Below are 25,572 nucleotides of genomic sequence, written 5' to 3' on the forward strand. Positions count from 1 at the left end.
TTAACTGTTGTTTTTTGAAGGGGCATTCAAAAAACAACATTCAATCTTAATTTAAATTTATGTTTTACTTTCCTTCTTCTTTTTTCAAAGAAGCTGCCGTCTAATATCTATTAATTCTCCACTTTTACGATTGCCATTTTTCCGTTGTATGGTGATTTTCCTTTAGCTTCTAATGCCTTAGTTGCTTCTTGCAGACCATCGAATTTCTCGTAATAGATATAATATTTACTTGTTGTTATATTGTAAAAGAAATTAATATTTGAAACTCCAGACGCAACAGCTTTCGTTAAGAACTCATCACGTTTTTCAACACTGCTGTGTACTGCAAGAATCATATAATAACCACTTTCAGAATTTTTAATATTCTTAATAATCTGCATGTTTGACTGGTCTTCACCAAAATCAAAATCTGCAGCTGTGAGCGGTGTACTGCTTACTTTCGTTGTTTCCTTAATACGTTTAAGGGCAGCTAAATCCTGAGCATATCTACCTTGATCATTTTCGTATGCCGCACGCTTAATTCTACGTTTTTTCTCAATTTCAGTTTCAGCTTTAATACGCTCTAAATCGGCAAGTAATGCTGCACCTTCCAGTTCCATTTTTAACTGCGCTGCTTTCAATTCGTTTATCTTCTCAAGATAAGCTTTGTTTAAAGCATCATTTTTGTTTGGAACTTTTTTAAGTCTTTCGTTATATAAATTCGTCAGCTTAGCAATCTCGTCTTTCTGTGCTTTACTAGCATCTGCCAGCTGTGATTTTAAAGCTTCTATCTGACTGTTTTCTGCAGCTACACTTTTGAAAGGTTTTGGTTCTTTATAAATACCTTTTTCACTTAAGTCGTTCTCTTCTTTTAAATCATTCAGGTCTTTTTGTTTATTAGCTATCGTCGATTTAAACTGATCTAATAAATCATTTTGTGTTTTACCTGAACTTTCAATTGACTGAGTTAAGCTTTCAATAGCTTTTGCTGTTTCATCTTTTGCCGCTGCTGCTTCTGCATCAGCTTTTGCTTTCTCTGCGGCTAATCTTGCCTGACGTTCTTCTTCTTCTTTTAATTTTCTTGCTTCTTCGTCAGCTTTTTGTTTTTCTGCCGCTTCTGCATCTGCCTTAGCTTTTGCATCTGCCGTTAACTTAGCTTGAAGTGCTTCAGCATCAGCTTTTGCTTTGGCATCAGCAGCTAGTTTTGCTTGAAGTGCTTCTGCGTCGGCTTTTGCTTTGGCATCAGCAGCTAACTTAGCTTGTAATGCTTCTGCATCAGCTTTTGCTTTGGCATCAGCAGCTAATTTTGCTTGAAGTGCTTCTGCATCGGCCTTAGCTTTTGCGTCCGCAGCTAACTTAGCCTGTAATGCTTCTGCATCAGCTTTTGCTTTGGCGTCCGCAGCTAACTTAGCTTGTAATGCTTCTGCGTCAGCTTTTGCTTTGGCATCAGCTGCTAACTTAGCTTGTAATGCTTCTGCGTCGGCTTTTGCTTTGGCATCAGCTGCTAACTTAGCTTGTAATGCTTCTGCGTCAGCTTTTGCCTTGGCGTCAGCTGCTAGTTTTGCTTGAAGTGCTTCTGCGTCGGCTTTTGCTTTGGCATCAGCTGCTAACTTAGCTTGTAATGCTTCTGCGTCAGCTTTAGCTTTGGCATCAGCAGCTAGTTTTGCTTGAAGTGCTTCTGCATCGGCCTTAGCTTTTGCGTCCGCAGCTAACTTAGCCTGTAATGCTTCTGCGTCAGCTTTTGCCTTGGCGTCAGCTGCTAGTTTTGCTTGAAGTGCTTCTGCGTCGGCTTTTGCTTTGGCATCAGCTGCTAACTTAGCTTGTAATGCTTCTGCGTCAGCTTTAGCTTTGGCATCAGCAGCTAGTTTTGCTTGAAGTGCTTCTGCATCGGCCTTAGCTTTTGCGTCCGCAGCTAACTTAGCTTGTAATGCTTCTGCATCGGCTTTTGCTTTTGCGTCTGCAGCAAGTTTAGCTTGTAATGCTTCTGCATCTGCCTTAGCTTTTGCGTCGGCTGCTAATTTCGCTTGAAGTGCTTCTGCATCGGCCTTAGCTTTTGCATCAGCCGCTAATTTAGCCTGACGTGCTTCTTCAGCTTCTCTTAATTGTTTTTCTTCGGCTTCTGCTTTTGCTTTTGCAGTTGCTTCTGCATCGGCTTTAACTCTTGCGTCAGCAATTAATTTCGCTTGTAAAGCTTCCATATCTGCTTTTGCTTTTGCTTTCGCTTCTGCAGCTAATCTCGTTTTTTCTGCTTCAGCATCAGCTTTTGCTTTTGCATCAGCTGCTAATTTAGCCTGACGTGCCTCTTCGTCAGCTTTCACTTTTGCATCGGCAGCTTGTTTTGCTTGTAGAGCTTCTGCGTCAGCCTTAGCTTTTGCTTCTGCTGCAAGTTTTGCCTGTAATGCTTCAGCATCGGCTTTTGCTTTGGCGTCGGCTGCTAGTTTAGCCTGAAGTGCTTCTGCATCTGCTTTTGCTTTTGCTTCTGCATCATGTTTTGCCTGAGCCTCTGCATCTGCTTTCGCTTTTGCATCAGCAACTAATTTAGCTTGAAGTGCTTCTGCATCGGCTTTTGCTTTTGCTTCTGCAGCTAACTTAGCCTGGGCTTCTGCGTCGGCTTTCGCTTTTGCATCGGCAGCTAATTTTATTTTTAATGCTTCAGCATCGGCTTTTGCTTTAGCTTCTGCAGCTATTATTGCTTGTCTAGCTTCTGCATCTGCTTTCGCTTTTGCATCAGCTGCTAATTTTTCTTTTAGGGCTGCTTCTTCTGCAGCTTTTGCTTTAGCAGCAGCTGCGGCTTTAGCTCTATTTGCAGCATCAATCGAAGCTTTTGTTTTTGCTTCAGAAGCGGCTTTTGCTTTAGCTTCTGCAGCTAATCTAGCCTGAAGCGCATCAGAATCTGCTTTTGCTTTAGCATCTGCAGCCAGGATTGATTGTAAGTCTGCCTCTTCAGCTTTTGCTTTAGCATCTGCTTTACGTTTTGCCTCTGCAGCATCAGCTTTAGCTTTTGCATCTGCAGCTAGTTTTATTTTAAGAGCCTCTGCATCTGCCTTAGCTTTTTCAGCATTTAATTGTGCTTGTGTTTTTTGCGGAGCCGGCGGCGTTGCCGCAGTTGTTTGTTTCGCTTTAGCTTCTGCATCTGCCTTAGCTTTCGCATCGGCCGCAAGTTTTATTTTTAATGCTTCAGCATCAGCTCTGGATTTATCTGCAGCTAATTGTGCTTGTGTTTTTTGTGCAGCTGTTGCTGATGGTTTGTTTGCTTGAGCTTGTACTCTCGCAGCGGCAGCAGCGTCCACTCTGGCTTTATTATCTGCAGCTAATTTTATTCTTCTTGCCTCAGCATCAGCTCTTGCTTTATCTGCAGCTAATTGTGCTTGTGTTTTTTGTTGTGCAGCAACGGCTCTGTTTGTTGTTGCTGTCTGCGCTCTTGCTGCTGCTGCTGCATCAGCTTTAGCTTTAGCATCGGCGGCTAATTTTATCTTAAGAGCTTCGGCATCAGCTTTAGCTTTGTTATCTGCTTCTAATTTTGCTTTTGCAGCAGCATCGGCATCAGCCTTCACTTTTTCTGCAGCGGCAAGTCTGGCTTGTTTTGCTTCGGCATCGGCTTTTGCTTTTGCTTCTGCTGCTAGTCTCGTTTTCTCAGCTCCATCTACTCTTGTTACCGGAGCCGCATTTGTTTTTGGTTTGGCAATTACTGGTTTAGATGTCGTTCTCGAAGGATCTATTAATGCTCCCTCTTCATCATCACCATAATAGTAATTTCTATTTTTAAATTTATAAGCAATTGCAAATTCATGAGAACCTCCCATATTTGTAAAATTGCCCATTCCTCTTTCATAGTTATATTCGATTGCAATACTAGGTGAAATATTAACCCCTAAACCTGCAGAAACTCCATATAGAGTATTGTAACCTGCCTGCGCCCAAACTCCTTGTTTCAGCGAAAGCATTGCAAGCCCTGAAAGAACCGTTTTATCTTTTTTAATTTCTGTTTTTACAATTCCTGAAAATTTACTTTGTTCAAAAAAACCATAACTGTCAATGTAGCCGGTGTACATGGCATGTAATTCGATTGCTCTTTCCGGATCTTCTTTTACAACACCTGAACCAAAATTGTAAAGAATTAAATTGTTTACCGATAATCCGAAATCCAGAAAAGCAGTTCCGTAATTAATCCCCGGATTTACGGTAAGCATTGTATTGGATGGATAATTTCCATCAAGAATACTTGTGTCGTCAGATATAATTTTTCCTTTGTCTAAACCGCTTTGGTATACCCCTACGTTTAAACCAAAAGTAAGGTTACTGTCTTCCTGCAAAACGATATTATGAGCAAAATTGACAACTCCGCCAAAAACGGTCATTAAACCATAATTTTGCTGGAATAAACCAATTGCAAAAGCTTCATTTTCTCTGAATCGTCCAGAATAATTGGCTAAATAAGTCTGCGGTGCATTGTCAAACTGCACCCATTGTCTTTTATTATAGAAACTTGCATAAGCGTTTGTTTCGCGAACAAAACTAAATGCAGGGTTTATTAAATATCTATTAAACTTTAATGAATTTCTGATAGGTAATGAAAACGAAACAACTCCATTCTCATTTTGGTCCTGAGAATAGAGTACATTAGAAAAACCGTAAAATAAAGTTATGAATAGTAAAATTTTCTTCATTATTTAATCACAGTTATTGATCCTTTTTTTTCACCTGTGTCTGATTGAATGACATAGTAATAAACTGGATTTACATTTTTAAAATCTTTTATTAAAAAGCTGCTTTCCGGATCGTAATTGCTGCCAACATCATCATACATCACCTCTCCATTCGAACTTAAAATTATTAGTTTGGTCGACGCCGTTTTATAAACATCTGGGATATTCCAGTAAGGATAAGTGCCGCCCAGCTTAACAATATTTGGAATAACTGAGGTTTTTGCATCATTTTCTGAAGTAACTCTAAATGTAAATTCTTTTGAAGCTATACATCCTGATTCCTGTGAAATTTTAACTTTATAAAGACCTCTTACGGCTACCAGATAACTTGCGCTGCTGGCTCCGCTTATTGCATTATTATTTAAAAACCATTCGAATTTTGGAGTCACTGCATCAGTAGTTACAGATACATTTAATGTTTCTCCTTCTTTAAGCTCATAAGTATCCGGAACATCTATACTGGCCGTGAAACTATTGCTTTTTAAATCAATACTTCCTGTTGCTTTACAACCGCCAAAATCAACCTCAACTGAATAAATACCGGATTCATTTGTAGTAATACTGCGAGATGTTTGTGCGATTACAACACCATCTTTTTTCCAAACGTAACTGTTACCCGATGTTGCCGTTAAAACAGTCCCTGATCCGTTTGAACAAAAAGGATTTCCTAAGCTGGAATCTACCGTTACTGCAGATCCTCCGCTTGAAGATACTACTGTAACACGATTAGAACTAAAGTTATCATCATCACAGCCTCCATAATTTATCTGGGCATAATAAACCCCCGGGGCATTTGCCACTAACGTTGTACCACTTTGTCCAGCAATTAATACATCATCTTTATACCATTTATACGTTAAATTTGGATAATTGGCAGGAGATGAAGGTACATCTGCAGGTGTTGGGTTGTAAACTGAAAGACTTAAATTTCCGCCTGAACAAATAGTTGCATTGGCTTCTTTATTATTAATAAAAAATTTATCTGTATAAATTCTGTAAAAAGCAGGAAACGATGTCTGATCCTGGAAATTCTTAAACCTCTGACTGTAAACAGGCGTTGCTGTATTACTTTTAACGCGAAGGCTGTATGTATTTGATCCTTTTAAATCTGTAGGAATAGCAAACTTTATGGTTTGCTGCTGCGCCGAAGGATCATCTACAAACGAAATTTTTGTTGTAGCAGTAGGGGTTGTAAAACTTCCCAAATCATCTGAAAGTTCTACTTCAAAAGTAGTACCTGCCGGAAAATTTAAGTAGCTGAATGTGGCGTAGTATTCATTAAAAGGTGTTCCGTTTACTATTAAACCAGCACAAATTCTATCGAAAGGAAGCTGCTGCCCAACTATTGCTGTTTGAGCATAGGTATGCGATTTAGTAAAGAGAATTATACTAAATAAAATGAAAACTTTAAAAAAAGATAAAGTAGTTTTTCGAATCATATAGTACGTGTTCTTGCTAAGTCTATACGCTCAAAAAACAAGATATCTATGAATGTTTCCGAAAAATCATATTTATAGTTCTCAATAATATCTTTTGCAAGAATTGAAGTAGAACCAATCAATGAATTTTCTTCACAATCCGAAGACTGATCTTTCACATCAGCTGCCATAGTAAGGCTGTCCTTGGGGGTGGACAGCCCTACTATTAACTGATTAGAATTATCTAATTTGCCGATACATTTATCCGCTGATTCGTTGTTTTGATTTATCTCAATTGTCGTTAATTTGCAGTCAGAAACGGCAGAAAACGCAGGTTTTTCAATTGCTGGACTTTGTGCATACAGACTTAACGAAATAGGAGAAACCAAAAAGAATATATATAAATATTTTTTTGTAGATAGAGCCATTATGTTTTGATCTTTATTTGGTCCTTTTAAGACGGATACATAAATTGTGTCTGGGGACTTTATTAATAAAATTTACGCTTTGAAATAAAAATCGAAATCTATTTATCTATTGCCGCTTGAAGCTGTAATTTTCCCTAATTGTAATCTAAAGTCTGGTTTCTTAGGATTAGAAATATCTATGAAAGTTTCTTTGTTATCACTTTGTGAATACACGTTAAAGAATACACTATTACCGTACCAGCTCTCTAAATCTTCATTGTTTGAATTGTATTCTGTAAAGATGTTTCCATTACAAAGATTGAAATACATTTCTTCAAACTTGATCTTTTTAAGATTGGCATCGTTGATCTCAGTTTTACTGTCTAATAATACTGCAGGATTAAATCCAGAGACTACACTACGTTTCAATTCAAGAGAAGCTGTTTCAGCAACATAAATTGCTTCTTTAACTAAACCAGCCTGAATATCCGCTTTAATGTTTTCACTATCGTTTAACATTGTAATGTTAGTCGCAACAACTAAAGTAGTTTTTTTAGTAAAATCTGTTTCGTTTTTCTTTTCAAACGATTTTACTTCCATACAGCGAGAACCGTCTTTGTTACTTGATAAGTAAGAAGATCTAACAGCTAATGAGTTGAATAAACGACATTGTACACCTTGAGTAAATTTGTAATCGTCGTTGATTGATTTATAAGAAACAAATTTTGTAACGTTTACGTCTCCACCGAAAAAAGCAAATGAATCTCCTCCAGAGTAGCTCACCATAACGTTTTCAAGAATTGTTTTGTTACCAACACCAGCGATCGTTAAACCGTTGAAAGTATCAACACCTTTTACTTTTTTACCAGCAAATTCGATTCTTACATATCTTAAAATACCAGAATTTGAAGCAACATTATCACCACCATAAGTTGTTAAAGTTGGATCAAGGTCCATATTGTAAGAACCTACGTTACCGAATTTATTGATTGGTGCATCTCCAAGAATTACAACGCCTCCCCAGTCTCCAGCTTTTTTCTGGCTGCGGTTAGATGTAAATACGATTGGGTCAGTTTCTAAACCATCTGCAACAAGTTGTGCACCTTTTGTAACTACTAATGTTCCTTTTGTTTCGAAATCACCAATAATTAACGTTCCAGGCTCAATTGTTAAAACTGCATTGTTAGTAACATAAACGTTGCCCTGCAAAACATAGATATTCCTTTTAAGCAATTTAGTATTAACAGAAATATTTCCTGCTAAAATTTGATTTGCTTCTCCATACTCTACTTTGTTAGGCTTAAATTCAGTCCAGTTATTTAACCAGTTAGTGTAGCCCATAATTCCTTTCTCTTGTTGAGCACTCATACTCGTAACTGTCAAAAGAACACAGATCATTTGAGTAATTTTTTTCATGATAAAGGTGTGTATTAGGTTAATAATAAATTTGGGTATGCTTTAAATAATTTGGGTATGCGTAAATGAAAAAAACTGTTCTCGGTTTTTCTAATATTATTCAGAATAAATCGAGAACGAGTTGTTTTGTTTTACTTTTTCAAAATGATGCAGAAATCTAAATCATCTGTATAACCACTTCAAAAAAGGCTTTAAAATATTTTTTTAAATCTTACATTTCGTTCAAGTCATTGAACTCGTGTAAAGATTTTAATGTGTTTTCGTAAAATAAGATTGCCGCGATAAGATTTCCTTTATCAGAGTATGGCATCATTTTTCTTTGAAACTCTACTGTAGTATCTAAGAAAGTTGTTGTACCAATCGCCTGATTATCTAATATTTTTTTGTGGTCACCATCGTCCGGAATACCTAAGTCTGCCATCGTAACACCAGGCTTTGTAACCAAAGCAATGTAAGGGAGAGTTTTTACTAATACTTTAATTCGCTCAATATACAATTCCAAAAGTTCTCCTTTTTGCATACCACTCAATTCTTTTTGATCATGGTATTTACGAATAAGAGCCGTTGTACTAATAATACTTCTTGGAGCGTTTTTTGCCTGCGCAGAAACAGCTGCAGTTGTCATGATAAAAAATGCACTAAATAAAATAATTTTCCCTTTCATAAATTCTTATTATATAATTGGTTGTTGATGAAAACAAAAATATAGAAATTAACTTAAACTGCAACTTTATTGAATTCTTTTTTCAAAAAAAAAGCTTAAAACAAGCTTAAAAACCTGCTTTATGTCGAGAAATTGTGCGTTTTAACGGGCTTTTTGTTAAAACCGTCAAAACAAAAAACGTAAGATATTATCTATAAAAACGTTTTTTGTTTTACTTTAAATAGCCAAAAAAACCATACGTTTATCGTTTTGAACAAAAAAATATTAACAAAAAAGTCTTGATATCTGCTCGCGTGAAGTAATTTATTAACAAAAGTTGGTTAAGATGGGGCAATTTTTTTTGCAAAAAACAGTCATATTCACATAAATGAAATACCGCTCAATAATCTTTAATCGAAAATTTTTGACTACATCATTTTCTTCTATCTTTGCTTCATGCAATTTTCTCAAATTTTAGGTCAGGATTACATCAAAAGTCACTTGATAAAAAGTGCATCTTCCGGGCGAATTCCTCATGCACAATTATTTATTGGGCCTGAAGGAAGCGGCACATTATCTACAGCAATTGCTTATGCTCAGTACATTTTGTGCAGTAATACGGGAAATGAAAACGAAAATGGAAATGATTCGTGTAATTTGAAATTTCAAAATATTTCGCATCCCGATCTGCATTTTATTTACCCAACCGTTACCACAGAAGATGTAAAAACCAAACCCAAAAGTTTAGACTTTATTCAGGACTGGCGAAACTTTATTCAGGAAATGCCTTACGGCGGATTATTTGACTGGTATAAAACTTTAGGCGTTCAAAACAAACAGGGCGAAATCAGGGTTGAAGATGCACAGGAAGTTTTAAAGTCGCTTGCGCTGAAATCATACGAAGGCGGTTATAAAATCATGATTATCTGGATGGCAGATAAGATGAATATTGCGGCTTCGAATAAACTTTTAAAACTGCTCGAAGAACCATCAGATAAAACAATTTTTATTCTGATTTCTGAAAATGAAGAAGATATTATTCAAACCATACGTTCTCGCTGTCAGGTAATTCATTTTAACGGACTTCCAGAAAAAGTAATTGCAGAAGCATTGGTTTCTAAAGAAAATATAGATTCGAATTTAGCCAAAAAAATTGCCCATCAGGCGCAGGGAAATTTTAATAAAGCATTGCATTTATTGAAAGAAGATGATGCTGAATATCCGTTTGAGCAATGGTTTGTAAATTGGGTTCGTGCTGCTTTTAGAGCAAAAGGGAATGCCGCAGCAATTCAGGATTTAATTTCCTGGAGTGAAGAAATCGCCGGACTTGGACGCGAAAGTCAGAAAAAGTTCATTCAGTTTTGTATCGAAATGTTCAGGCAGGCATTATTGCTTAATTATCAAACGCCAGCTTTAGTTTACATTGAGCCAAAAGTCGACAAATTTAAACTCGAAAATTTTGCCCCTTTTGTAAACGGAAATAATATTCACGAAATTTTCAAAGAGCTTTCAGATGCGATGTATCACATTGAAAGAAACGGAAATGCGAAAATAATCTTAACCGATTTATCTATAAAACTGACTCGTTTAATTCATAAAAAATAGTCCTCGAAATGAACAATGTTGCCTCTATTTTAATATTAGCATTTTTAGCCTTAACTTTTTTACAGTCAGGCTATGAAAAGATTTTTTACTGGAAAGATAATGTTGCCTGGCTTAAAGAACATTTTGCTAAAACGCCATTAAAAAACCAAGTGCCGCTTGCTCTTTTACACTTGTTGGTTTTAGAATTAATTTCTGGAATTTTAAGTGTTGTGGGTGCGATTCAATTACTAACAAACAGCGGTCGTGACTATGGTTTTTATGCCGGAATATTTTCATGTATCTGTTTGTTAATGATGCTTTTCGGGCAACGATTGGCCAAAGACTACGATGGTGCAAGAACCATTGTTATTTATTTAATTCCTGCCGTTATGTTAGTTAACTGGATGAATTAATTAACCGCAATTAATTTAAAAATCAGCCACAAATTTCACAGATTAAAATGATTAAAAAATCTGTGGCAAGAAACGTCCGCAAAACGGACATAAAAATAAAATTTATTATTAAAAAAATGAATCCAAAACACCCTTCAGAATCGCTGACAATATTAACTGATTTAGTTTTACCAAGTGAAACAAATCCTTTAAACAATCTTTTCGGCGGCGAATTATTAGCCCGAATGGATCGCGCAGCAAGTATTGCAGCACGCAGACATTCGCGTCGAATTGTAGTTACGGCATCTGTAAATCACGTTGCTTTTAACAGAGCAATTTCTCTTGGAAGTGTTGTTACCGTAGAAGCAAAAGTTTCAAGATCATTCAAAAGTTCTATGGAAGTTTTTATAGACGTTTGGGTAGAAGACCGCGAATCTGGAAACAGAACCAAGGCAAACGAAGCTATTTATACTTTTGTAGCTGTCGATGATACCGGAAGACCTGTTGAAGTACCGGCAATTGTTCCTGAAACGGAATTAGAAATACAACGTTTTGAAGCTGCTTTACGTCGTAAACAACTAAGTTTAGTATTGGCTGGAAAATTAAAACCTTCTGATGCTACCGAATTGAAGGCTTTATTTTTGTAATACAAATTGTTACAATTTGAAACAATTTGAAGCAATCAAACTTCAAAAAAAGAAGTATTTTTACACATTCTAATTCGCCAAATAAAAATTCAGGAAGTTATTCCACTATTTGGTTTTTGAAAGGCAGAAAATAACAATTTTTAGATATTTAAGAAAAGATGAGTTCAGACAAAGAAGCCAAATTAAAAGCGCTGCAGTTAACGCTTGATAAACTTGACAAAACCTACGGAAAAGGAACCGTAATGAAAATGGGCGACAGAGCCATTGTAGAGGTAGAAACGATTTCTTCGGGTTCTCTTGGCGTTGATTTAGCTCTTGGAGTAAATGGATATCCGAAAGGAAGAATTATAGAAATATACGGGCCGGAATCATCTGGTAAGACTACATTAACATTGCATGCAATTGCCGAAGCTCAAAAAGCTGGCGGTATTGCTGCTTTTATTGATGCGGAACACGCTTTTGATAGAAATTATGCTGAAAAATTAGGTGTTGATATCGAAAATTTAATTATCTCGCAGCCAGACAATGGTGAGCAGGCTTTAGAAATTGCCGAAAACTTAATTCGTTCAGGCGCTATCGACATTGTTGTAATTGACTCTGTTGCGGCTTTAACGCCAAAAAGTGAAATTGAGGGTGAAATGGGAGATTCAAAAATGGGTCTTCACGCACGTTTGATGTCTCAGGCACTAAGAAAATTAACCGGAACAATCAGCAAAACAAATTGTACTGTTTTCTTTATCAACCAGCTGCGTGAAAAAATTGGTGTTATGTTCGGAAATCCTGAAACAACAACCGGTGGTAACGCATTAAAATTCTACGCTTCTGTACGTTTAGATATTCGTCGTTCGTCTCAAATTAAAGATGGAGAAAACGTAATTGGTAACAGAACTAAAGTTAAAATCGTTAAAAACAAAGTTGCCCCACCGTTTAAAACTGCCGAATTTGACATTATGTACGGAGAAGGTGTTTCTAAAACAGGTGAAATTCTTGATTTAGCGGTTGAATTTGAAATCGTTAAAAAAGCAGGATCTTGGTTTAGCTACGGAGACACTAAATTAGGTCAGGGTCGTGATGCAGTAAAAGCTTTAATTAAAGATAACCCAGAATTGGCTGATGAATTAGAAGCTAAAATTAAAGCTCACATGAAAGAATTAGCTGATGCTTAAAATTTTAAAAGTATTTAAAAATCAATACTTTGCATTATAAACCCGGAAGTTTTTAAACCTTCCGGGTTTTTTATTTGAAAAAAAATAAAAAAAAGACGCAACCTTTTTAAAACTATCGCATCTATACAAATAGACATAATGTTTAATTGGTATTGGCCATAAATACTTAATTCAACATTTTTTTTATAATAAATTTGGTTGGTTGATTCATTAAAAGTCCGTTAGTTTCGCTCATGGTTCTAACGGGTTTTTACTGGTTTTTGAAAAAAAATTATCTATCGATACAACCTTTTTAGTTTTTTTCGATCTAATAATATTATGACACTAACCTGAGTTTTAACCAAACTCTTTATTATCAAGCCATAAATATTTAACCATGAAGGAAAAAAGAGAAATGCAGCGGGGTAAAAAACTAAAAAAAAACAAATTAAAAATTAGAAAAATATTGCGTTTTATCTCAGAGAAAATAATTCACCGATAAGCTTTTTGAATATAAACGGGGGTTTTTATTTCGAAAGAAAACCCGGCAAGTGTAAAATCCTGCCGGGTTTGTTATTTTAATTACTCTTTTAAATCTTTCCTTTTAAACTCGAGTAAACCTTTATAAATCAATTGTCTTACATTGTCTCTGAGCTCTTTTCTGTTATCCGGTTTTAAACCATTTGTTTCTACAAAAGGCAGGATTTTCCCCCGCATTTTTCCGGGACTTCCGCTTAAAAAAGTATAAGAGAAACGTTCTTTATTATCGGCAAAAACGATTGGCACAATAGGGATTTGATGCTCAATTGCCAGTCTAAAAGCACCATCTTTAAATTCGTCCAGTAAAATAGATTCGTCATCAGGAACTCCCCCTTCTGGGAAAATACAAATACTTAAACCCTGATTTAAACGATCTTGCGCACGTTTGAAAACTTCATTTTTGCTTTTTGAAGAATTTCTGTCAACCAAAATACAGGTTCTTTTATAGAAAAATCCAAATAGCGGAATCTTCACAAGCTCTTTCTTTCCAACAAAAACAAACGGATTTTTTATAATGGCAAGCATAAGCATAATATCTGTCATTGAAGTATGGTTTGCCACGATCATATAACTTGTATTTTTGATAAGCTTTTGTTCGCATTTTACTTTGTAATAAAAACCCATCCCGAAAAGGATAAATTTAGCCCAAATGCGGGCCATTTTAAAAAAATAAGGGTATCCTCTCTCCGAGATAATAGAAATCAGTAAAAATGGCAGCATAATCAATATTGGAACCGCCATTAAAACGTAAAACCAAATGCGCCAAATAATCCAAAAAACAATCTTTAATCCTTTCATGGTTTCAAATGTAAGAAAACCGAAATGAATTTTTATAAAGAATTTATTTTACCGCAAAGTCTTTAGGTTTTTAACCCAAAGTGCGCAAAGGATTTTCGCAAAGGAAAGAAGTTATTTTTTTTAAGATTTGCTTTGCAATAAGTTCACAAAGCTTTATCTATAAGTTGTTTATGACTCTTCTTATTCCGTTTTTCAAGAGGCTTTCATTGAAATTTACAAGTAAGCCTAGTTTATAATTTCCTAGTTTTAAATAGGTTAAAGTTTGTGCCAAATGGTTAACGGTGAGTGATTCAACAGTTTTTATTTCGATTAAAAACTTGTTCTCTACAAGCAAATCAATTCGGTATCCACAATCAAACTTCACTTCTTCAAAAACTAATGGTAAAGCTTTCTCTTTTTCAACTAGAAGTCCTCGCTGCGTAATTTTATAGAACAAGCATTCTTTGTAAACATTCTCTAATAAACCCGGACCAAGTTTTTTATGAATTTCAATAGCAATTCCAATTATAATATTTGATATTTCGTTTTCTGTCATATTAAAAAACATCAAATTTATAAATATATTCTTATAATTAACACAATAATCTTAACTCTAAAAGTTTTAAAAATATTAATCCTTCTAGACAAAGCTTTGCGAACTCATTGCAAAGCAAATCTCAAAAAAACAACTTCTTTCCTTTGCGAAAATCCTTCGCGCACTTTGCGTTAAAAGCGCCAAAGAACTTCCAAACTTTAAGCAAAATCATCGTGTGCTTTGCGGTTAAAAAAAACATCACGACCTTTGTGGTTAAGAATAAGAAAAAACGAGAATGGCAAAAATACTTACTGGTGTTCAGAGTACTGGAACGCCACACTTAGGCAATCTATTGGGAGCTATTATCCCTGCAATTGAATTATCGAATAATCCGGCAAATGAATCATTTTTGTTTATTGCTGATTTACATTCGATTACACAAATTAAAGATGGTAAAACATTGAGAGAAAACACATATAGCACTGCAGCGGCATGGCTTGCCTGCGGTTTGAATCCTGATAAAGTTACTTTCTACAGACAATCTGATGTGGTTCAAACTGCTGAATTGACCTGGTATTTAAGCTGTTTTTTTCCGTTCCAGCGTCTGACTTTGGCACATTCTTTCAAAGACAAGGCCGATCGTTTAGACGATGTTAATGCCGGCCTTTTTACTTATCCGATGTTAATGGCTGCTGATATTTTACTTTATGATGCTGAGTTTGTACCGGTTGGAAAAGACCAATTGCAGCATTTAGAAATAACACGCGACGTAGCTTCAAGATTTAACCACCAAATGGGAGAAACCTTTGTAATTCCAGAAGCTAAAATTCAGGAAGACAGTATGTTAATTCCGGGAACGAATGGTGGAAAAATGAGTAAATCTGCCAACAATATCATCAATATTTTCCTTGATGATAAAGTGTTACGCAAGCAGGTTATGAGTATTGAAACAGATAGTACTCCTTTGGAAGATCCAAAAAATCCAGATACCTGCAACGCTTTCGCCATCTATTCTTTATTAGCAAATGAAACTCAGATTGCCGAAATGAGAGCAAATTATCTTGGCGGAAATTATGGTTATGGTCACGCAAAACAAGCTCTTTTTGAATTGATTACAGAAAAATTCAAAACCGAAAGAGAAAAATATAATTACTACATGAACAATCTTGACGAAGTAGATGCTCTCTTGAAAAAAGGAGCAGCAAAAGCTTCTGTTATTGCTGATGGAGTTTTAGCAAAAGTTCGAGAAGTTCTTGGATTTGGGAAATAAAACGAGAAATAAAAAAGCCTGCTAATTTTTTAGCAGGCTTTTTTATATAAAATTTCTTTAAGCTCTTCCTAATCTGGCCAATAATAAAATCAATCGTAATACAACGATGATAATAATAACTATAGACCAAGTAGACATTCCGCCAGAGGAACTGCTGCTGCTATACTCTCTTTCTTTTGCGGCATCAATTCGGTCTTTATGAGATCTTATTGTATTACTCAATTCGTAATCAATTGGTTTATAATTAACCATTGAAGATACCATTGGTTCCAAAAATTCATTTCGCACGCCTGCACTAACAATTGAACCTGACATTTTACTATAAATCGCTCTAATTTTCTTGTCGTTTTCAGTAGATCTAAAATGAGAAAGCAAGGTATAAAAACTTCTGTATTTTATAAATTCAATTGTTTCAGCACCAGAAGATAAAGATGGATTTTCATCAAATTTATTTCCAACAAAATCAAGTTTTGTACTCACCCTTTGACTCAAGCTGTCTAATGAATTTTGAGGCAGATATTCTTTAACATTCAGAAGATCATCAATAACATCAAACCTATTCTGCGTTATGTTTTGATCGAAAAAAGTATCTAAATCTTTAGATAAAAATCTATCTATAAATGATTTAATGTTTTCTTCATTAACAGAAACGGAGTAATCTGTAATAAATCTGTTTCGGGAGTAATTTTTTCTGGCAAAGAAGTTGTAAAGGATTCGATTATTTGAAATAAACAAAAGCTCTTTTGGAAATTCGTTAAATGCTGTAATCAAATTATCTGCAAGATTTGGGTTTAAATTTGGGCTTTGTGATCGCTCAATTTCAAATTGCTTCCTGACTTTTTCGGAGTCTTCAATGCTAAACGCACTTCGGTTTTCTTTATAAATCCCAGCGTTTTCTAATAGTTCTATTATATTCATTTTTAAGGTTTTGGTAGAGCAAAAATATACTTTTATTACACTTTGCCTAATTTATTTTAGCATAAATGTTAAATAACTGAATATAATTTACAATGAATTAATATTTAAATTATGTTAAATTTAAATATGAAATATCTTTATTCTTAATACATATTAAATCGCTTCAAATAATTTTCCCGGCAAAGGCCTGATAACTCCTTTAAGTTCCATGTTTAAAAGAATTCCTGAAATTTTAAAAACAGGAAAATCACATTCGAGTGCAATAATATCAAGCAGTTCTTTTCCGCTTTTTAAAAGAAAATCATAGATCTTTTGTTCATCAGGTTCAAGGTCAATAAACAACTGTTTTTGAATCGCTTTGGGTTTCTTCTCGATATCCCAATTGAGCACGTAAATCAAATCGGCGGCGCTGGTTAGCAAACTTGCTTTTTGGGTTTTAATTAAATCATTACAACCCTGACTGTATCTGTCTGTAACCCTGCCCGGAACGGCAAAAACATCCCTATTATAATCGTTGGCTAAATTGGCCGTAATAAGCGATCCGCCTTTATCTGCAGATTCTATTACTATTGTAGCTTCACTTATTCCGGCAACAATACGATTTCGACGAACAAAATTCTCTTTATCCGGATTAGAAGTACTCCAAAACTCAGTAATAAAACCTCCGTTTTCTTCCATTTTTGCCATGTACTTTTTGTGCGTTCGGGGATAAACCTGATTTAATCCATGAGCTAAAACGCCAATAGTCTGCAATTTGCAATCTATTGCAAATTGATGTGCGGCTATATCAACTCCATACGCAAAACCGCTTACAATTACAGGATCAAGCGGTGCCAGATCTTCGATAAGTTTTCGACAAAATTCAGTTCCATGCGATGTGATCTGACGTGTGCCGACAATACTAATAATCTTTTTGTTTTGTAAATTTATATTTCCCCCAGTAAAAATTAAAACCGGCGAATCTATACAATGTTTTAAACGATCCGGATAAGTTTCATCCTGAAAAAAAGAAACATTGATATCATTTTTTCTAATAAATTCAAGTTCCTGATTGGCTTTTTCGAAAATGGTTTTATCCTTTATATTTTTCAGCAAAACTGTGCCAACTCCATCAATTGCAGCAATTTGATTTATTTTCGATTTAAAAATTGCTTCTGCATTTCCGCAATGGTTCAATAATTTTTTTGCCATAATATCTCCCACTCCGTCCACTTTCATTAAGGCCAATAAATAAAACAAATCCTGATCTGACATTGTGTTAAAATATTATGTAAAATAGAAATAAAAACTGTACTCAAATAATAGTGCAAATATGCTAAAAACAAAGTAATTTCTTAATAAAAATTAGAGTTTATGCAAAAACAAAATAAACAATGCTTATAAAGTCTCATTTAAAATACTGAAAATTAATTGTATATAAAAATCTTGCAATTGTTAATAAAAATTGTGAATAAAATTTTGATAACTATATTCATTACATAACTTTGTTGTTATGAAAATCGAAACTTATATCGCGCAATTATTATATCGTTATCAGTGTGTAACGGTTCCCGGATTTGGGGCATTTTTAACCGAAATTCAATCAGCACAGCTGAATGAAAGTACGAATTCGTTTTTTCCACCGAAGAAAACGGTTTTTTTCAACAGCCGCTTAAAAAACAATGACGGACTGCTGGCAAATCATGTTGCTCAGGCAGAAAACATATCTTACGGAACTGCTGTAAATGGTATCGCTTTTGAAGTACAAAACTGGAGACAGACACTTGAAGAAAATGGCGTTATCAGCCTGAAAAATATTGGAGATCTTCGTCTAAATTCTGAGAACAATATTATTTTTTCACCAAACGATCAAATTAACTATTTATCGACTTCATTCGGATTAAGTCCGTTTGTTTCTCCAATGGTGAAAAGAGAAATTTTCGAAAAGAAAATCGAGCAAATCGCAGAAAGAGAAACTACTGCATTATATGAAGATGAAGAAGTTAGATCGTCAAGACCTTATCTAAGGTATGCTGCAATTTTTGTTCTTGGTTTAGGAGTTACCGGAAGTATCGGTTATCCTTTATACCAAAACCAAATTGCTGCACAAACACTTGTTGTAGAAAGCAATGTTCAGAAAAAAGTTCAGAACAAGATTCAGGAAGCAACATTCGTAATTCAAAATCCCCTGCCAGCTGTAACTTTAGCCGTTGATTCTGCAAAAGTAGAAACTGCAGAAGTAAAACTTATGCCGTATCATATTATGGCAGGCGCTTTTAGAAGCGAAGCAAATGCAAAAAAAGCCTATAACCAATTAATTAAAGATGGTTATAATGCGCGAATGCTTGGCGAAAACAAGCATGGTTTATTCCCGGTTTTGTACGGAAGTTATGCTACAATGGGAGAAGCCGAAAAAGCACAGAAAGAAATTCAAAAAGGCGAAAATCCAGATGCATGGATTCTGGTCGAAAACTTATAAAATCCTCAAAATCCTATTCCTTACCGAATAGGATTTTTTTTGCCTTATTCTATTGTTCTTAAAAATTTAACCGGCAACATCTCATCTCTTCATCATTTAATTTCGTTCCAATAAATTTAAAAATGATGAATAAAATACTTAAAACATTTTCAGTAGTGCTGTTTATGATGAACTCACAATACTTTATTGCGCAGCAAGCTAACAAGGATCAAAGAGCTTATGAAATAGAATTACAGAAAGCTGAAAACGAGGCCAGAAAAACTTCTATAGAAAATCACAGAAAACTTGACAATAGAATTTCTGAATTACAAAAGCAGCAAAAGGAAATTGAAAAGCAAAGGAGAGAGGTTGAATCAAAGAAAAAAGCATTGGTCAAATCGGAAGATAATTTAAAATCAACCAAAGAAAAGATCAACAAACTGGAGCTTGCCAATAAAAAAATCGAAAACAAAATAACAACATCTACAATCTCTGATGAAGAAATTCAAAAACAAAGGCTAAAAACCAAAGAAAACGAGGTTAGTATTCAAAAACTCAAATTAACGCAAATAACGCAGCAAAAAGAGCTTGAAAAAGCCATTTCATCTCTATAACTAAAAACAAAAAACCCGATTCATATAGAATTGGGTTTTATGTTTATCGTGAAACAATTTTGGCATTTTGAGAAAGGATTTCTTTTCCGTTTTGAGTAATTATTAATCTTGCCGGAGGCGAGCCTTTTTCTCCCAAAACTATAATATCGCAAGTGTAAATATAATTTCCTTTTTTGAATTCATAACTGTGGTTTCCTCCCGTACCATCAGCAATAAATTTACCGGTTTCAATAATTAAATCCGGTTTCTCACTCATCTTCTGCTTTACAGACCAAGATGCATAACGGTAATTATCATTTCCTAAATCATCAATCCTAATTTTGAATTTTGAAGTTTCTAAAACACAAACCGGACTTTTGAACTCTGCTATACTCGAATGAACGTTTTGCTTTTGAGAGGAAACAAGTTTTGTTTTCAAATCTTTCTCAAATTTTGACTGATAATTAATCGATGTCAATTTTCCATCTGTATCAATCCAGATTGTTCCATTATTCAGCATAATTCCGCGCCAGCCCAATTCTGACCAGTCTTTATTGGGTTTTGACGATGTTATTTCTTTCTTTAAATCAGCATCAAAAATCTCTGAATATCTCTTTACAAATTCCGTTTTATTTTTGATTGCAGGAATGGGATTTTCTCTTTTTAGCGGATAAGAAATCATGTTTGCAATTGCTTCTTTCTTTTCCCCTCTTACATTATCAATAAAGGTTTTAATAAATTTTTGATATTCCTTTTTGAGTTCCTGACCTGAGACATTTGTGAAGGAAAAAATAACTAATGTGATGTATATAAGCTTTTTCATGATTTTCTATTTTACATAATGTTTTTTAGAAACGATTTAAAATTTCAGTCTATTTAACCCTAAGTTACAAAATCAATTCTTAATTCGGGGCTTCGCCGAAAAAATCTAAAATCTAAAATCAATTAATACTAGCTTTGAACATCTTAAGTTCATCCCAAGTAAATTCATCTCCGTATTTTTCTTTCAGCGGACTTAAAGATTCTTCTGCGTAAAATTCAAATGCTTCACGCAGCGCGATGATTTTATCGTACGGCAGCACATCTGTTATCTCAACTTTCTTGGCTTGGATTAATTTTATTAAATGTGATTCGATCGTTTGAACGGTCAGCTTTCGCATTCGGGCAATGTCTTCAATAGAATTTTTTGCCAGCCAAAGTTCGTGCGTCTCTTCAACAGTGGTCTTTTTTTCTACTTTTTCTTCCATCTTATCTGCCTTTTTATACGAATAACGCGTAACAGGCTCATCAACCTGAAACATGTCAGTATTCGTCATTTTGAACTCTTCTTTGGTTCTGGAAATCTTTTCGGTTTTGTAATTTTTTATTGCTGGAGAAGTCAGACTTTCTTTGCTGATTGTTTCACGGGAAACCACAATTTCAACAAGCAGTTTGGCTTTCATCAAACGCAAAACCGCTTTGGTCTGCAAATCATCCAAAAAAGCTAATTCTTCATAAAATTCTTTTACTTTTTTAAATTTCTGAATTTCAGCCATTTTACTCAAAAGATCCGTAACCAATTTGTCCATCGGTTTAAAAAAGTAATCGTAAGCCGCCTCTACTCTTTCCTTCACAAATAACAAATCGACTGTTTCTTTATTGAAAATTTTATTAAGCTGCTGCACGAATTTCTGCGAAGGATCTGCAAGTCCGTCTATAATTTCTAAACGTTTATGCGCCCAGGCAGAATGTTTTGATTTTTCTGATGCCGCCGCATTTTCGTTATAACTAAAACGGTGGTTTCTCCATTCCTGCGCTAAATCTGTCCAGTTAAAACTGTTAATCAAATAGTTATGAATAAAGTTTTTCGTTTCAAAATGAAGCGAATTTTTCAAATCGTCTTCGGTTGCTTTGTTTAAAGCATAATCCATTACATCCTGATCGTTCGACAGTCCGTTCATTTGTATCGGAGAAAGCAAAATAAGCCCATTTAAAGACGTTAAACGAGAAAGTGCTACATAGGCCTGCCCGGGCAAAAAAACTTGCGATACATCGAGCGCAGCTTTTTCAAAAGTTAATCCCTGGCTTTTATGTACCGTAATGGCCCACGCCAATTTGATTGGATAATGTGCAAATGTGCCTAAAACTTCTTCTTCAATCTCTTTTGTGAGTTCGTTTACTTTGTAGCGAATGTTTTTCCACTCGTATTTTTCGACTTCGATTGTTTTGTTTTCTTCGGGAAAATGAACGAAGATTTCTTCTGGCGAAAGTGATTTGATAACGCCCATTTTTCCGTTGAAATATCTCTTATCAAAAGATAAATCGTTTTTTACAAACATAACCTGAGCGCCAACTTTTAGCTTCAGATTTTCTTCAACCGGAAAAATTTTCTCCGGAAAATCCCCCACAACAAAGGGCTGGTAAGCAAATTCATTTCCAGGCAAATCATTGATTGCCTGTTCATTGATTGTATCTGCTTTAGCATTATGTGTGGTTAAGGTTATAAAACCCGGATTCATTTTTAGATCAAAATCTGGTTTTACGTATTGGTTTAAAACCTGAACATCTTCTTTTGTAATTTGATTGTTTCGAAGATTGTTTAAAACCGAAATAAAAGTGTCATCGCTCTGGCGGTAAATCTTAGATAATTCAATATACAATGGCGGATTATGCTGTATTACATGCGAATGAAAAAAGAATTTTCCTTTGTAATAATTACGCAAAGTTCGCCATTCTTCATCTCGAATTACAGGTGGAAGCTGCAATAAATCGCCAATAAAAAGCACCTGAACTCCGCCAAAAGCTTTTGTGTTTCTGCGAACTGTCTGCATCATAAAGTCAATAGCATCCAGCAAATCAGCGCGTAGCATACTGACTTCATCGATAATCAGCAGCTCCATATTGCGGATCACATTTCGCTTCACATTGTTCATTTTGAAATGTCGGCGAAGTGATTCTTTGTTCTCAAATTTTACTGTTTCTGTAAACTGAGAACTCTCTTCATAAGTGGGTAAAAATGCCGAAAATGGCAATTGAAACATCGAATGAATCGTTACACCGCCTGCATTTAGGGCTGCAATACCAGTTGGTGCCACTACTACGGTATTTTTGTGCGTTGTGGCAATGATTTCACGCAATAAAGTGGTTTTTCCTGTACCGGCTTTGCCTGTAAGAAATATCGATTTTTGCGTTTGATTGATGAATTGTAAGGTGTAAGCTGCAGCTTCTGAAACGTTTTGCATTAGGCAGGTATTAAACGTCAAAAATATCGCATTTTTATAAAAGAAAAAAACCTAAATCCGATCTGGATTTAGGTTTTTCATTTAGTTTAGTTAGTTTGGCAGTTTATTATTTTTTAGCCTCTTCTTTTGCAGCTGGTTTATCTTCTGCTTTTGGAGATGCTTTGTACTTATCGTTCAACTCTTTAATAATAACTTTAGTGATATCGTACTTGTCTTCAGCGTATAAAACTGTAGCCGCATCACCTGTCCCGTAGATATAAGAATATCCGTTTTTCTTTCCGTAATCTTTGATGAATTTTTTAACTCCGCTTACAAGAGAATCCATTTCTACACCACTTTCTTGCTGTAATTGCTGTGATAAAGCTTGTTGAGCATAACCCAATTGCTGCTCTCTCTTTTGCAATTCAGCCCCTCTTTGCTGCGCCCAAGCTTGACCATTTGCTTGTGCCTGACTTTGAAAATTAGCAGCGTCTTGTTTAAAACGAGTAATCTCAGCTTGCAGTTGTCTTCCTTTTTCTTCTGCCTGAGCTTTATATTTAGCTTCAAGGTCTTTTGCCTCAGTGTACTCTTTCATCAAAACTGAAGTATCTACGTAAGCTGTTTTTACTTCCTTAGCTTCTGTCGCTTTATTACACGAAACAACCAAAATTGAAAGTGCGGTAATTACTAATGCTTTTTTCATTTTTTAAATTTCTAATTTTTTTATTGTATTGAAGACAAAAATATAAAAAAATAAATAGCATCGACATAAAGTTTAAAAAATGCTATAATTTTATGATATTCGTTTTATTTATGGACTAAAATACTACTATAAAATATCACTATTAAAAGTGGCTTTCATAGCTTTTGTTTGAGCAATTTTCTCAAAAAAGACAGTACAAAGCCTCAATTTACCCAAGAAAATACTTTAAACACGCTTATTTTGCGTTTTTATCCTTCTGAAGTACTTAATCAGTGTCTAAAACTTTTTTGAAATTTACGTTTTTGAATTTCATGAGAAAATGAGTGAAAAAATGCTCATTTTAAAATTTTTGTTTTTTTTGAAAAATTGACTCGAAAATTTTTCTTGAAGGTTTTTTAAAATTTTCATTTTTGAAAAATAAAAAAACCGGAAGCGCAAAAAATAAAATTTTCGTAATTTTTTGTTCGACGAAATTCAAAAATCAAAAATCGGAAAAAACAAGAAAAAAAGCCAAAAACTGTAGTCTTTTTGAGGTATTAGTTTTCTTTATGGATGCAAAAAAAGCTATAAAATATCACTATTAAAAGTGACTTTCATAGCTTTTATTAGAGCCGTTTTCTCGGAAAAGACAACACAAAGCCTCGTCTAACCAAAGAAAGCGTCTTAAATGTGTTTATTTTACGTTTTAGCTGTTTTTTAGCACGTAAATGTGAGATGAATACTCTTTTGTACTCGACGCTTTTAAATTTGATTTTAAACCGATGAAAAATGCTTTGATAAAATTCATTTTTCCGGTTTTGTATTTTTCAGAAAGTAGACTCACATAAAATGAATCAAATTTCATTGGAAGTACTTTTTCTAATTTCATGTCCACTTTTTCAAAAAGCGTTTTGATGGCTTTTTTTGAAAAATGCCAAAAATGAATTGGCACATCAAAAGCTGCCCAAAATTCTCCGTAATGTTTTGCGTCGAATGATTTAAAATTTGGAACCGCAACAATTAATGTTCCAGTTGGTTTTAATAATCGCTTCAATTCCTGAATTTGAAGTTCCAAATTTGGAACGTGTTCTAAAACGTGCCACATTGTAATTACGTCAAAAGAATTATTTTCGAGTTCGCTGATTTCTTCAACAAATGAAATTCCTTTTTGCTTTGCAATATTTTTTGCTCGTTCGCTTGGTTCAACTCCAATTACATTCCAGCCGTCATTTTTTGCTGTTAACAAAAAATCACCGGTTCCGGCACCTATGTCTAAAATTTTTCCTTTTTGAGATTGTTCTGAATTAATCAAATTCAGTTTATTTTTTAAAGCGATACTTTTTACAAAATGATATGCTTTTTCAAAAACAGAACGTTTGTTATCTGTGTGCGAAATATAATCTTCGCTTTCGTAATATCTTCCTAAATTTTCTAAATCCGGCTGCGGAGAAGTTATCAGCATATCCAGATTTTCATCATAGTACAAATCGAAAATTTCTTTTGAAACAGAATGGTCTTTTACAGTAAGAAAATGTTTTTTGTTTAAAACGTCCATTTTTTAATTATAAGTATTTTTAGTTGAATTCATAACAAACCCTAAAAGTCAAAATTTCACTTTTAGGGTTTTTTGTTTTATTTATTTTTTATCGTTTCCAATTAATTTTTACTCCTGACATTTTTTCATTTTCAATTCTGATTTCTGTCAAAATCGTAAAATCATTTTTAATGTAAAATGGTATTGGAGATCTATAATGTGCGGCATTTTGTTTTACTTCATTTTCATGATCCACAACCCAGCCATTTAAACTTGTATTATTCTTTTTTAATTCATTCATCAAAAGTGTGCCATTTCCTTTTCCCTGAATTTGATGATTTAAAATTATAGCAAACCAATTTTCATCTTCTCTCAAAAAAGTAAATGCCCAGCCGTTAATTTTATCTAACACATCAAACAGCAAATAATGTTTTGTGTTTGAAAGACCATTTAAGTACAATTCAAAATCCTGCATTGTTTTACAATTTAATCTTGCCGGATATTCCTCATTCCAAAGTTCTCTTAAAATTTATTTTTCTTCTTCAGATAAAATTTCTTTTTCAACAATCTTCATATAAATGAATTTTAGATTTTAAATTGATGATTTTAGATTACCTAAAAGATCAAAAAAATTAAATAGTTTCACGTGGAACAAATACCATTTTAGATTTCTGAGTTTAGATTTTAGATTGTTTTATTAGAATCTAAAATTTTAATTCCCTTCAATTTGTTTCACGTGAAACAAATCA

General features: G+C 34.4%; 21 protein-coding genes. 7 read left to right on the top strand and 14 right to left on the bottom strand.

The window, feature by feature from the left end:
* Window positions 1-110 precede the first annotated feature (110 nt).
* The 5 genes from AABD74_RS04750 to AABD74_RS04770 all read right to left on the bottom strand — a co-directional run bounded on the left by AABD74_RS04750 (window position 111) and on the right by AABD74_RS04770 (window position 8,590).
* Window positions 111-4,646: a PorP/SprF family type IX secretion system membrane protein gene (locus tag AABD74_RS04750; protein ID WP_406844829.1), complete on the bottom strand. Its 4,536-nt coding sequence runs from the start codon at window positions 4,644-4,646 to the stop codon at window positions 111-113.
* Window positions 4,646-6,124: a gliding motility protein SprC gene (gene sprC, locus AABD74_RS04755; protein ID WP_406844830.1), complete on the bottom strand. Its 1,479-nt coding sequence runs from the start codon at window positions 6,122-6,124 to the stop codon at window positions 4,646-4,648. Before sprC ends, AABD74_RS04750 begins: the two co-directional genes overlap by 1 nt.
* Window positions 6,121-6,531 carry a hypothetical protein gene (locus AABD74_RS04760; protein ID WP_232679807.1) on the bottom strand — a complete coding sequence of 137 codons (411 nt, stop codon included), beginning with the start codon at window positions 6,529-6,531 and terminating at the stop codon, window positions 6,121-6,123. The genes sprC and AABD74_RS04760 overlap by 4 nt, the downstream gene beginning before the upstream one ends.
* A gap of 102 nt (window positions 6,532-6,633) precedes the next feature.
* Complete coding sequence (locus AABD74_RS04765; RefSeq protein WP_232679805.1) at window positions 6,634-7,926, bottom strand: hypothetical protein; 1,293 nt, start codon at window positions 7,924-7,926, stop codon at window positions 6,634-6,636.
* Between the two features lie 211 nt (window positions 7,927-8,137).
* Window positions 8,138-8,590: a hypothetical protein gene (locus AABD74_RS04770; protein WP_073486063.1), complete on the bottom strand. Its 453-nt coding sequence runs from the start codon at window positions 8,588-8,590 to the stop codon at window positions 8,138-8,140.
* A gap of 435 nt (window positions 8,591-9,025) precedes the next feature.
* Between AABD74_RS04770 and AABD74_RS04775 the strand changes: the two genes are divergently transcribed.
* The 4 genes from AABD74_RS04775 to recA all read left to right on the top strand — a co-directional run bounded on the left by AABD74_RS04775 (window position 9,026) and on the right by recA (window position 12,358).
* On the top strand, window positions 9,026-10,174 hold the full coding sequence (locus AABD74_RS04775; RefSeq protein ID WP_406844831.1) for an ATP-binding protein: 1,149 nt from the start codon (window positions 9,026-9,028) through the stop codon (window positions 10,172-10,174).
* 8 nt (window positions 10,175-10,182) lie between these two features.
* The gene (locus AABD74_RS04780; protein ID WP_232679800.1) at window positions 10,183-10,566 is read left to right on the top strand and encodes a DoxX family protein; all 384 of its coding nucleotides are present in this window, start codon (window positions 10,183-10,185) and stop codon (window positions 10,564-10,566) included.
* Between the two features lie 116 nt (window positions 10,567-10,682).
* Window positions 10,683-11,192 (top strand): acyl-CoA thioesterase, encoded by a 510-nt coding sequence (locus AABD74_RS04785; protein WP_073486072.1) that lies wholly within the window; start codon window positions 10,683-10,685, stop codon window positions 11,190-11,192.
* Window positions 11,193-11,350: 158 nt separating this feature from the next.
* The gene (recA, locus tag AABD74_RS04790) at window positions 11,351-12,358 is read left to right on the top strand and encodes a recombinase RecA (protein WP_232679799.1); all 1,008 of its coding nucleotides are present in this window, start codon (window positions 11,351-11,353) and stop codon (window positions 12,356-12,358) included.
* Window positions 12,359-12,919: 561 nt separating this feature from the next.
* Here recA and AABD74_RS04795 read toward each other — a convergent pair.
* The gene (locus AABD74_RS04795; RefSeq protein ID WP_406844832.1) at window positions 12,920-13,675 is read right to left on the bottom strand and encodes a lysophospholipid acyltransferase family protein; all 756 of its coding nucleotides are present in this window, start codon (window positions 13,673-13,675) and stop codon (window positions 12,920-12,922) included.
* A 157-nt stretch (window positions 13,676-13,832) separates the two neighbouring features.
* On the bottom strand, window positions 13,833-14,210 hold the full coding sequence (locus AABD74_RS04800) for a GxxExxY protein (protein WP_406844833.1): 378 nt from the start codon (window positions 14,208-14,210) through the stop codon (window positions 13,833-13,835).
* A gap of 274 nt (window positions 14,211-14,484) precedes the next feature.
* Here AABD74_RS04800 and trpS point away from each other — a divergent pair, with 274 nt between their 5' ends.
* The gene (trpS, locus tag AABD74_RS04805) at window positions 14,485-15,459 is read left to right on the top strand and encodes a tryptophan--tRNA ligase (RefSeq protein WP_232679793.1); all 975 of its coding nucleotides are present in this window, start codon (window positions 14,485-14,487) and stop codon (window positions 15,457-15,459) included.
* Between the two features lie 57 nt (window positions 15,460-15,516).
* Here trpS and AABD74_RS04810 read toward each other — a convergent pair whose 3' ends face one another.
* Entirely contained in the window at window positions 15,517-16,377 is an 861-nt protein-coding gene (locus AABD74_RS04810) for a hypothetical protein (RefSeq protein ID WP_406844834.1), read from the bottom strand.
* Between the two features lie 153 nt (window positions 16,378-16,530).
* Entirely contained in the window at window positions 16,531-17,631 is a 1,101-nt protein-coding gene (gene dprA, locus AABD74_RS04815; protein ID WP_232679789.1) for a DNA-processing protein DprA, read from the bottom strand.
* A gap of 238 nt (window positions 17,632-17,869) precedes the next feature.
* Here dprA and AABD74_RS04820 point away from each other — a divergent pair, with 238 nt between their 5' ends.
* Window positions 17,870-18,835, top strand: coding sequence for an SPOR domain-containing protein (locus tag AABD74_RS04820; protein WP_232679787.1), 966 nt, complete (start codon window positions 17,870-17,872; stop codon window positions 18,833-18,835).
* Window positions 18,836-18,957: 122 nt separating this feature from the next.
* Window positions 18,958-19,428: a hypothetical protein gene (locus AABD74_RS04825; protein WP_406844835.1), complete on the top strand. Its 471-nt coding sequence runs from the start codon at window positions 18,958-18,960 to the stop codon at window positions 19,426-19,428.
* A gap of 43 nt (window positions 19,429-19,471) precedes the next feature.
* Here the strand turns inward: AABD74_RS04825 and AABD74_RS04830 are convergent, their stop codons facing one another.
* The 5 genes from AABD74_RS04830 to AABD74_RS04850 form a co-directional block, all read right to left on the bottom strand.
* A complete protein-coding gene (locus AABD74_RS04830; protein WP_406844836.1) occupies window positions 19,472-20,230 on the bottom strand; it encodes a hypothetical protein in 759 nt (252 codons plus the stop codon).
* A 118-nt stretch (window positions 20,231-20,348) separates the two neighbouring features.
* Window positions 20,349-22,628, bottom strand: a complete 2,280-nt coding sequence (locus tag AABD74_RS04835) for a helix-turn-helix domain-containing protein (RefSeq protein ID WP_406844837.1) — start codon at window positions 22,626-22,628, stop codon at window positions 20,349-20,351.
* Window positions 22,629-22,734: 106 nt separating this feature from the next.
* Window positions 22,735-23,310 carry an OmpH family outer membrane protein gene (locus AABD74_RS04840; protein ID WP_053474345.1) on the bottom strand — a complete coding sequence of 192 codons (576 nt, stop codon included), beginning with the start codon at window positions 23,308-23,310 and terminating at the stop codon, window positions 22,735-22,737.
* A 685-nt stretch (window positions 23,311-23,995) separates the two neighbouring features.
* Window positions 23,996-24,844, bottom strand: a complete 849-nt coding sequence (locus tag AABD74_RS04845) for a bifunctional 2-polyprenyl-6-hydroxyphenol methylase/3-demethylubiquinol 3-O-methyltransferase UbiG (RefSeq protein ID WP_256636497.1) — start codon at window positions 24,842-24,844, stop codon at window positions 23,996-23,998.
* Between the two features lie 88 nt (window positions 24,845-24,932).
* The gene (locus AABD74_RS04850; protein WP_406844838.1) at window positions 24,933-25,298 is read right to left on the bottom strand and encodes a hypothetical protein; all 366 of its coding nucleotides are present in this window, start codon (window positions 25,296-25,298) and stop codon (window positions 24,933-24,935) included.
* Between the last annotated feature and the right edge of the window lie 274 nt (window positions 25,299-25,572).

Origin of the sequence: Flavobacterium soyae (assembly GCF_045348165.1) — a bacterium.
Lineage (GTDB): Bacteria > Bacteroidota > Bacteroidia > Flavobacteriales > Flavobacteriaceae > Flavobacterium > Flavobacterium soyae.

Excerpts from the sequence above, each read along its gene's own strand:
- AABD74_RS04750 (WP_406844829.1), bottom strand. The coding sequence starts at position 4,646 with ATGAAGAAAATTTTACTATTCATAACTTTATTTTACGGTTTTTCTAAT.
- sprC (WP_406844830.1), bottom strand. The coding sequence starts at position 6,124 with ATGATTCGAAAAACTACTTTATCTTTTTTTAAAGTTTTCATTTTATTT.
- AABD74_RS04760 (WP_232679807.1), bottom strand. The coding sequence starts at position 6,531 with ATGGCTCTATCTACAAAAAAATATTTATATATATTCTTTTTGGTTTCT.
- AABD74_RS04765 (WP_232679805.1), bottom strand. The coding sequence starts at position 7,926 with ATGAAAAAAATTACTCAAATGATCTGTGTTCTTTTGACAGTTACGAGT.
- AABD74_RS04770 (WP_073486063.1), bottom strand. The coding sequence starts at position 8,590 with ATGAAAGGGAAAATTATTTTATTTAGTGCATTTTTTATCATGACAACT.
- AABD74_RS04775 (WP_406844831.1), top strand. The coding sequence starts at position 9,026 with ATGCAATTTTCTCAAATTTTAGGTCAGGATTACATCAAAAGTCACTTG.
- AABD74_RS04780 (WP_232679800.1), top strand. The coding sequence starts at position 10,183 with ATGAACAATGTTGCCTCTATTTTAATATTAGCATTTTTAGCCTTAACT.
- AABD74_RS04785 (WP_073486072.1), top strand. The coding sequence starts at position 10,683 with ATGAATCCAAAACACCCTTCAGAATCGCTGACAATATTAACTGATTTA.
- recA (WP_232679799.1), top strand. The coding sequence starts at position 11,351 with ATGAGTTCAGACAAAGAAGCCAAATTAAAAGCGCTGCAGTTAACGCTT.
- AABD74_RS04795 (WP_406844832.1), bottom strand. The coding sequence starts at position 13,675 with ATGAAAGGATTAAAGATTGTTTTTTGGATTATTTGGCGCATTTGGTTT.
- AABD74_RS04800 (WP_406844833.1), bottom strand. The coding sequence starts at position 14,210 with ATGACAGAAAACGAAATATCAAATATTATAATTGGAATTGCTATTGAA.
- trpS (WP_232679793.1), top strand. The coding sequence starts at position 14,485 with ATGGCAAAAATACTTACTGGTGTTCAGAGTACTGGAACGCCACACTTA.
- AABD74_RS04810 (WP_406844834.1), bottom strand. The coding sequence starts at position 16,377 with ATGAATATAATAGAACTATTAGAAAACGCTGGGATTTATAAAGAAAAC.
- dprA (WP_232679789.1), bottom strand. The coding sequence starts at position 17,631 with ATGTCAGATCAGGATTTGTTTTATTTATTGGCCTTAATGAAAGTGGAC.
- AABD74_RS04820 (WP_232679787.1), top strand. The coding sequence starts at position 17,870 with ATGAAAATCGAAACTTATATCGCGCAATTATTATATCGTTATCAGTGT.
- AABD74_RS04825 (WP_406844835.1), top strand. The coding sequence starts at position 18,958 with ATGATGAATAAAATACTTAAAACATTTTCAGTAGTGCTGTTTATGATG.
- AABD74_RS04830 (WP_406844836.1), bottom strand. The coding sequence starts at position 20,230 with ATGAAAAAGCTTATATACATCACATTAGTTATTTTTTCCTTCACAAAT.
- AABD74_RS04835 (WP_406844837.1), bottom strand. The coding sequence starts at position 22,628 with ATGCAAAACGTTTCAGAAGCTGCAGCTTACACCTTACAATTCATCAAT.
- AABD74_RS04840 (WP_053474345.1), bottom strand. The coding sequence starts at position 23,310 with ATGAAAAAAGCATTAGTAATTACCGCACTTTCAATTTTGGTTGTTTCG.
- AABD74_RS04845 (WP_256636497.1), bottom strand. The coding sequence starts at position 24,844 with ATGGACGTTTTAAACAAAAAACATTTTCTTACTGTAAAAGACCATTCT.
- AABD74_RS04850 (WP_406844838.1), bottom strand. The coding sequence starts at position 25,298 with ATGCAGGATTTTGAATTGTACTTAAATGGTCTTTCAAACACAAAACAT.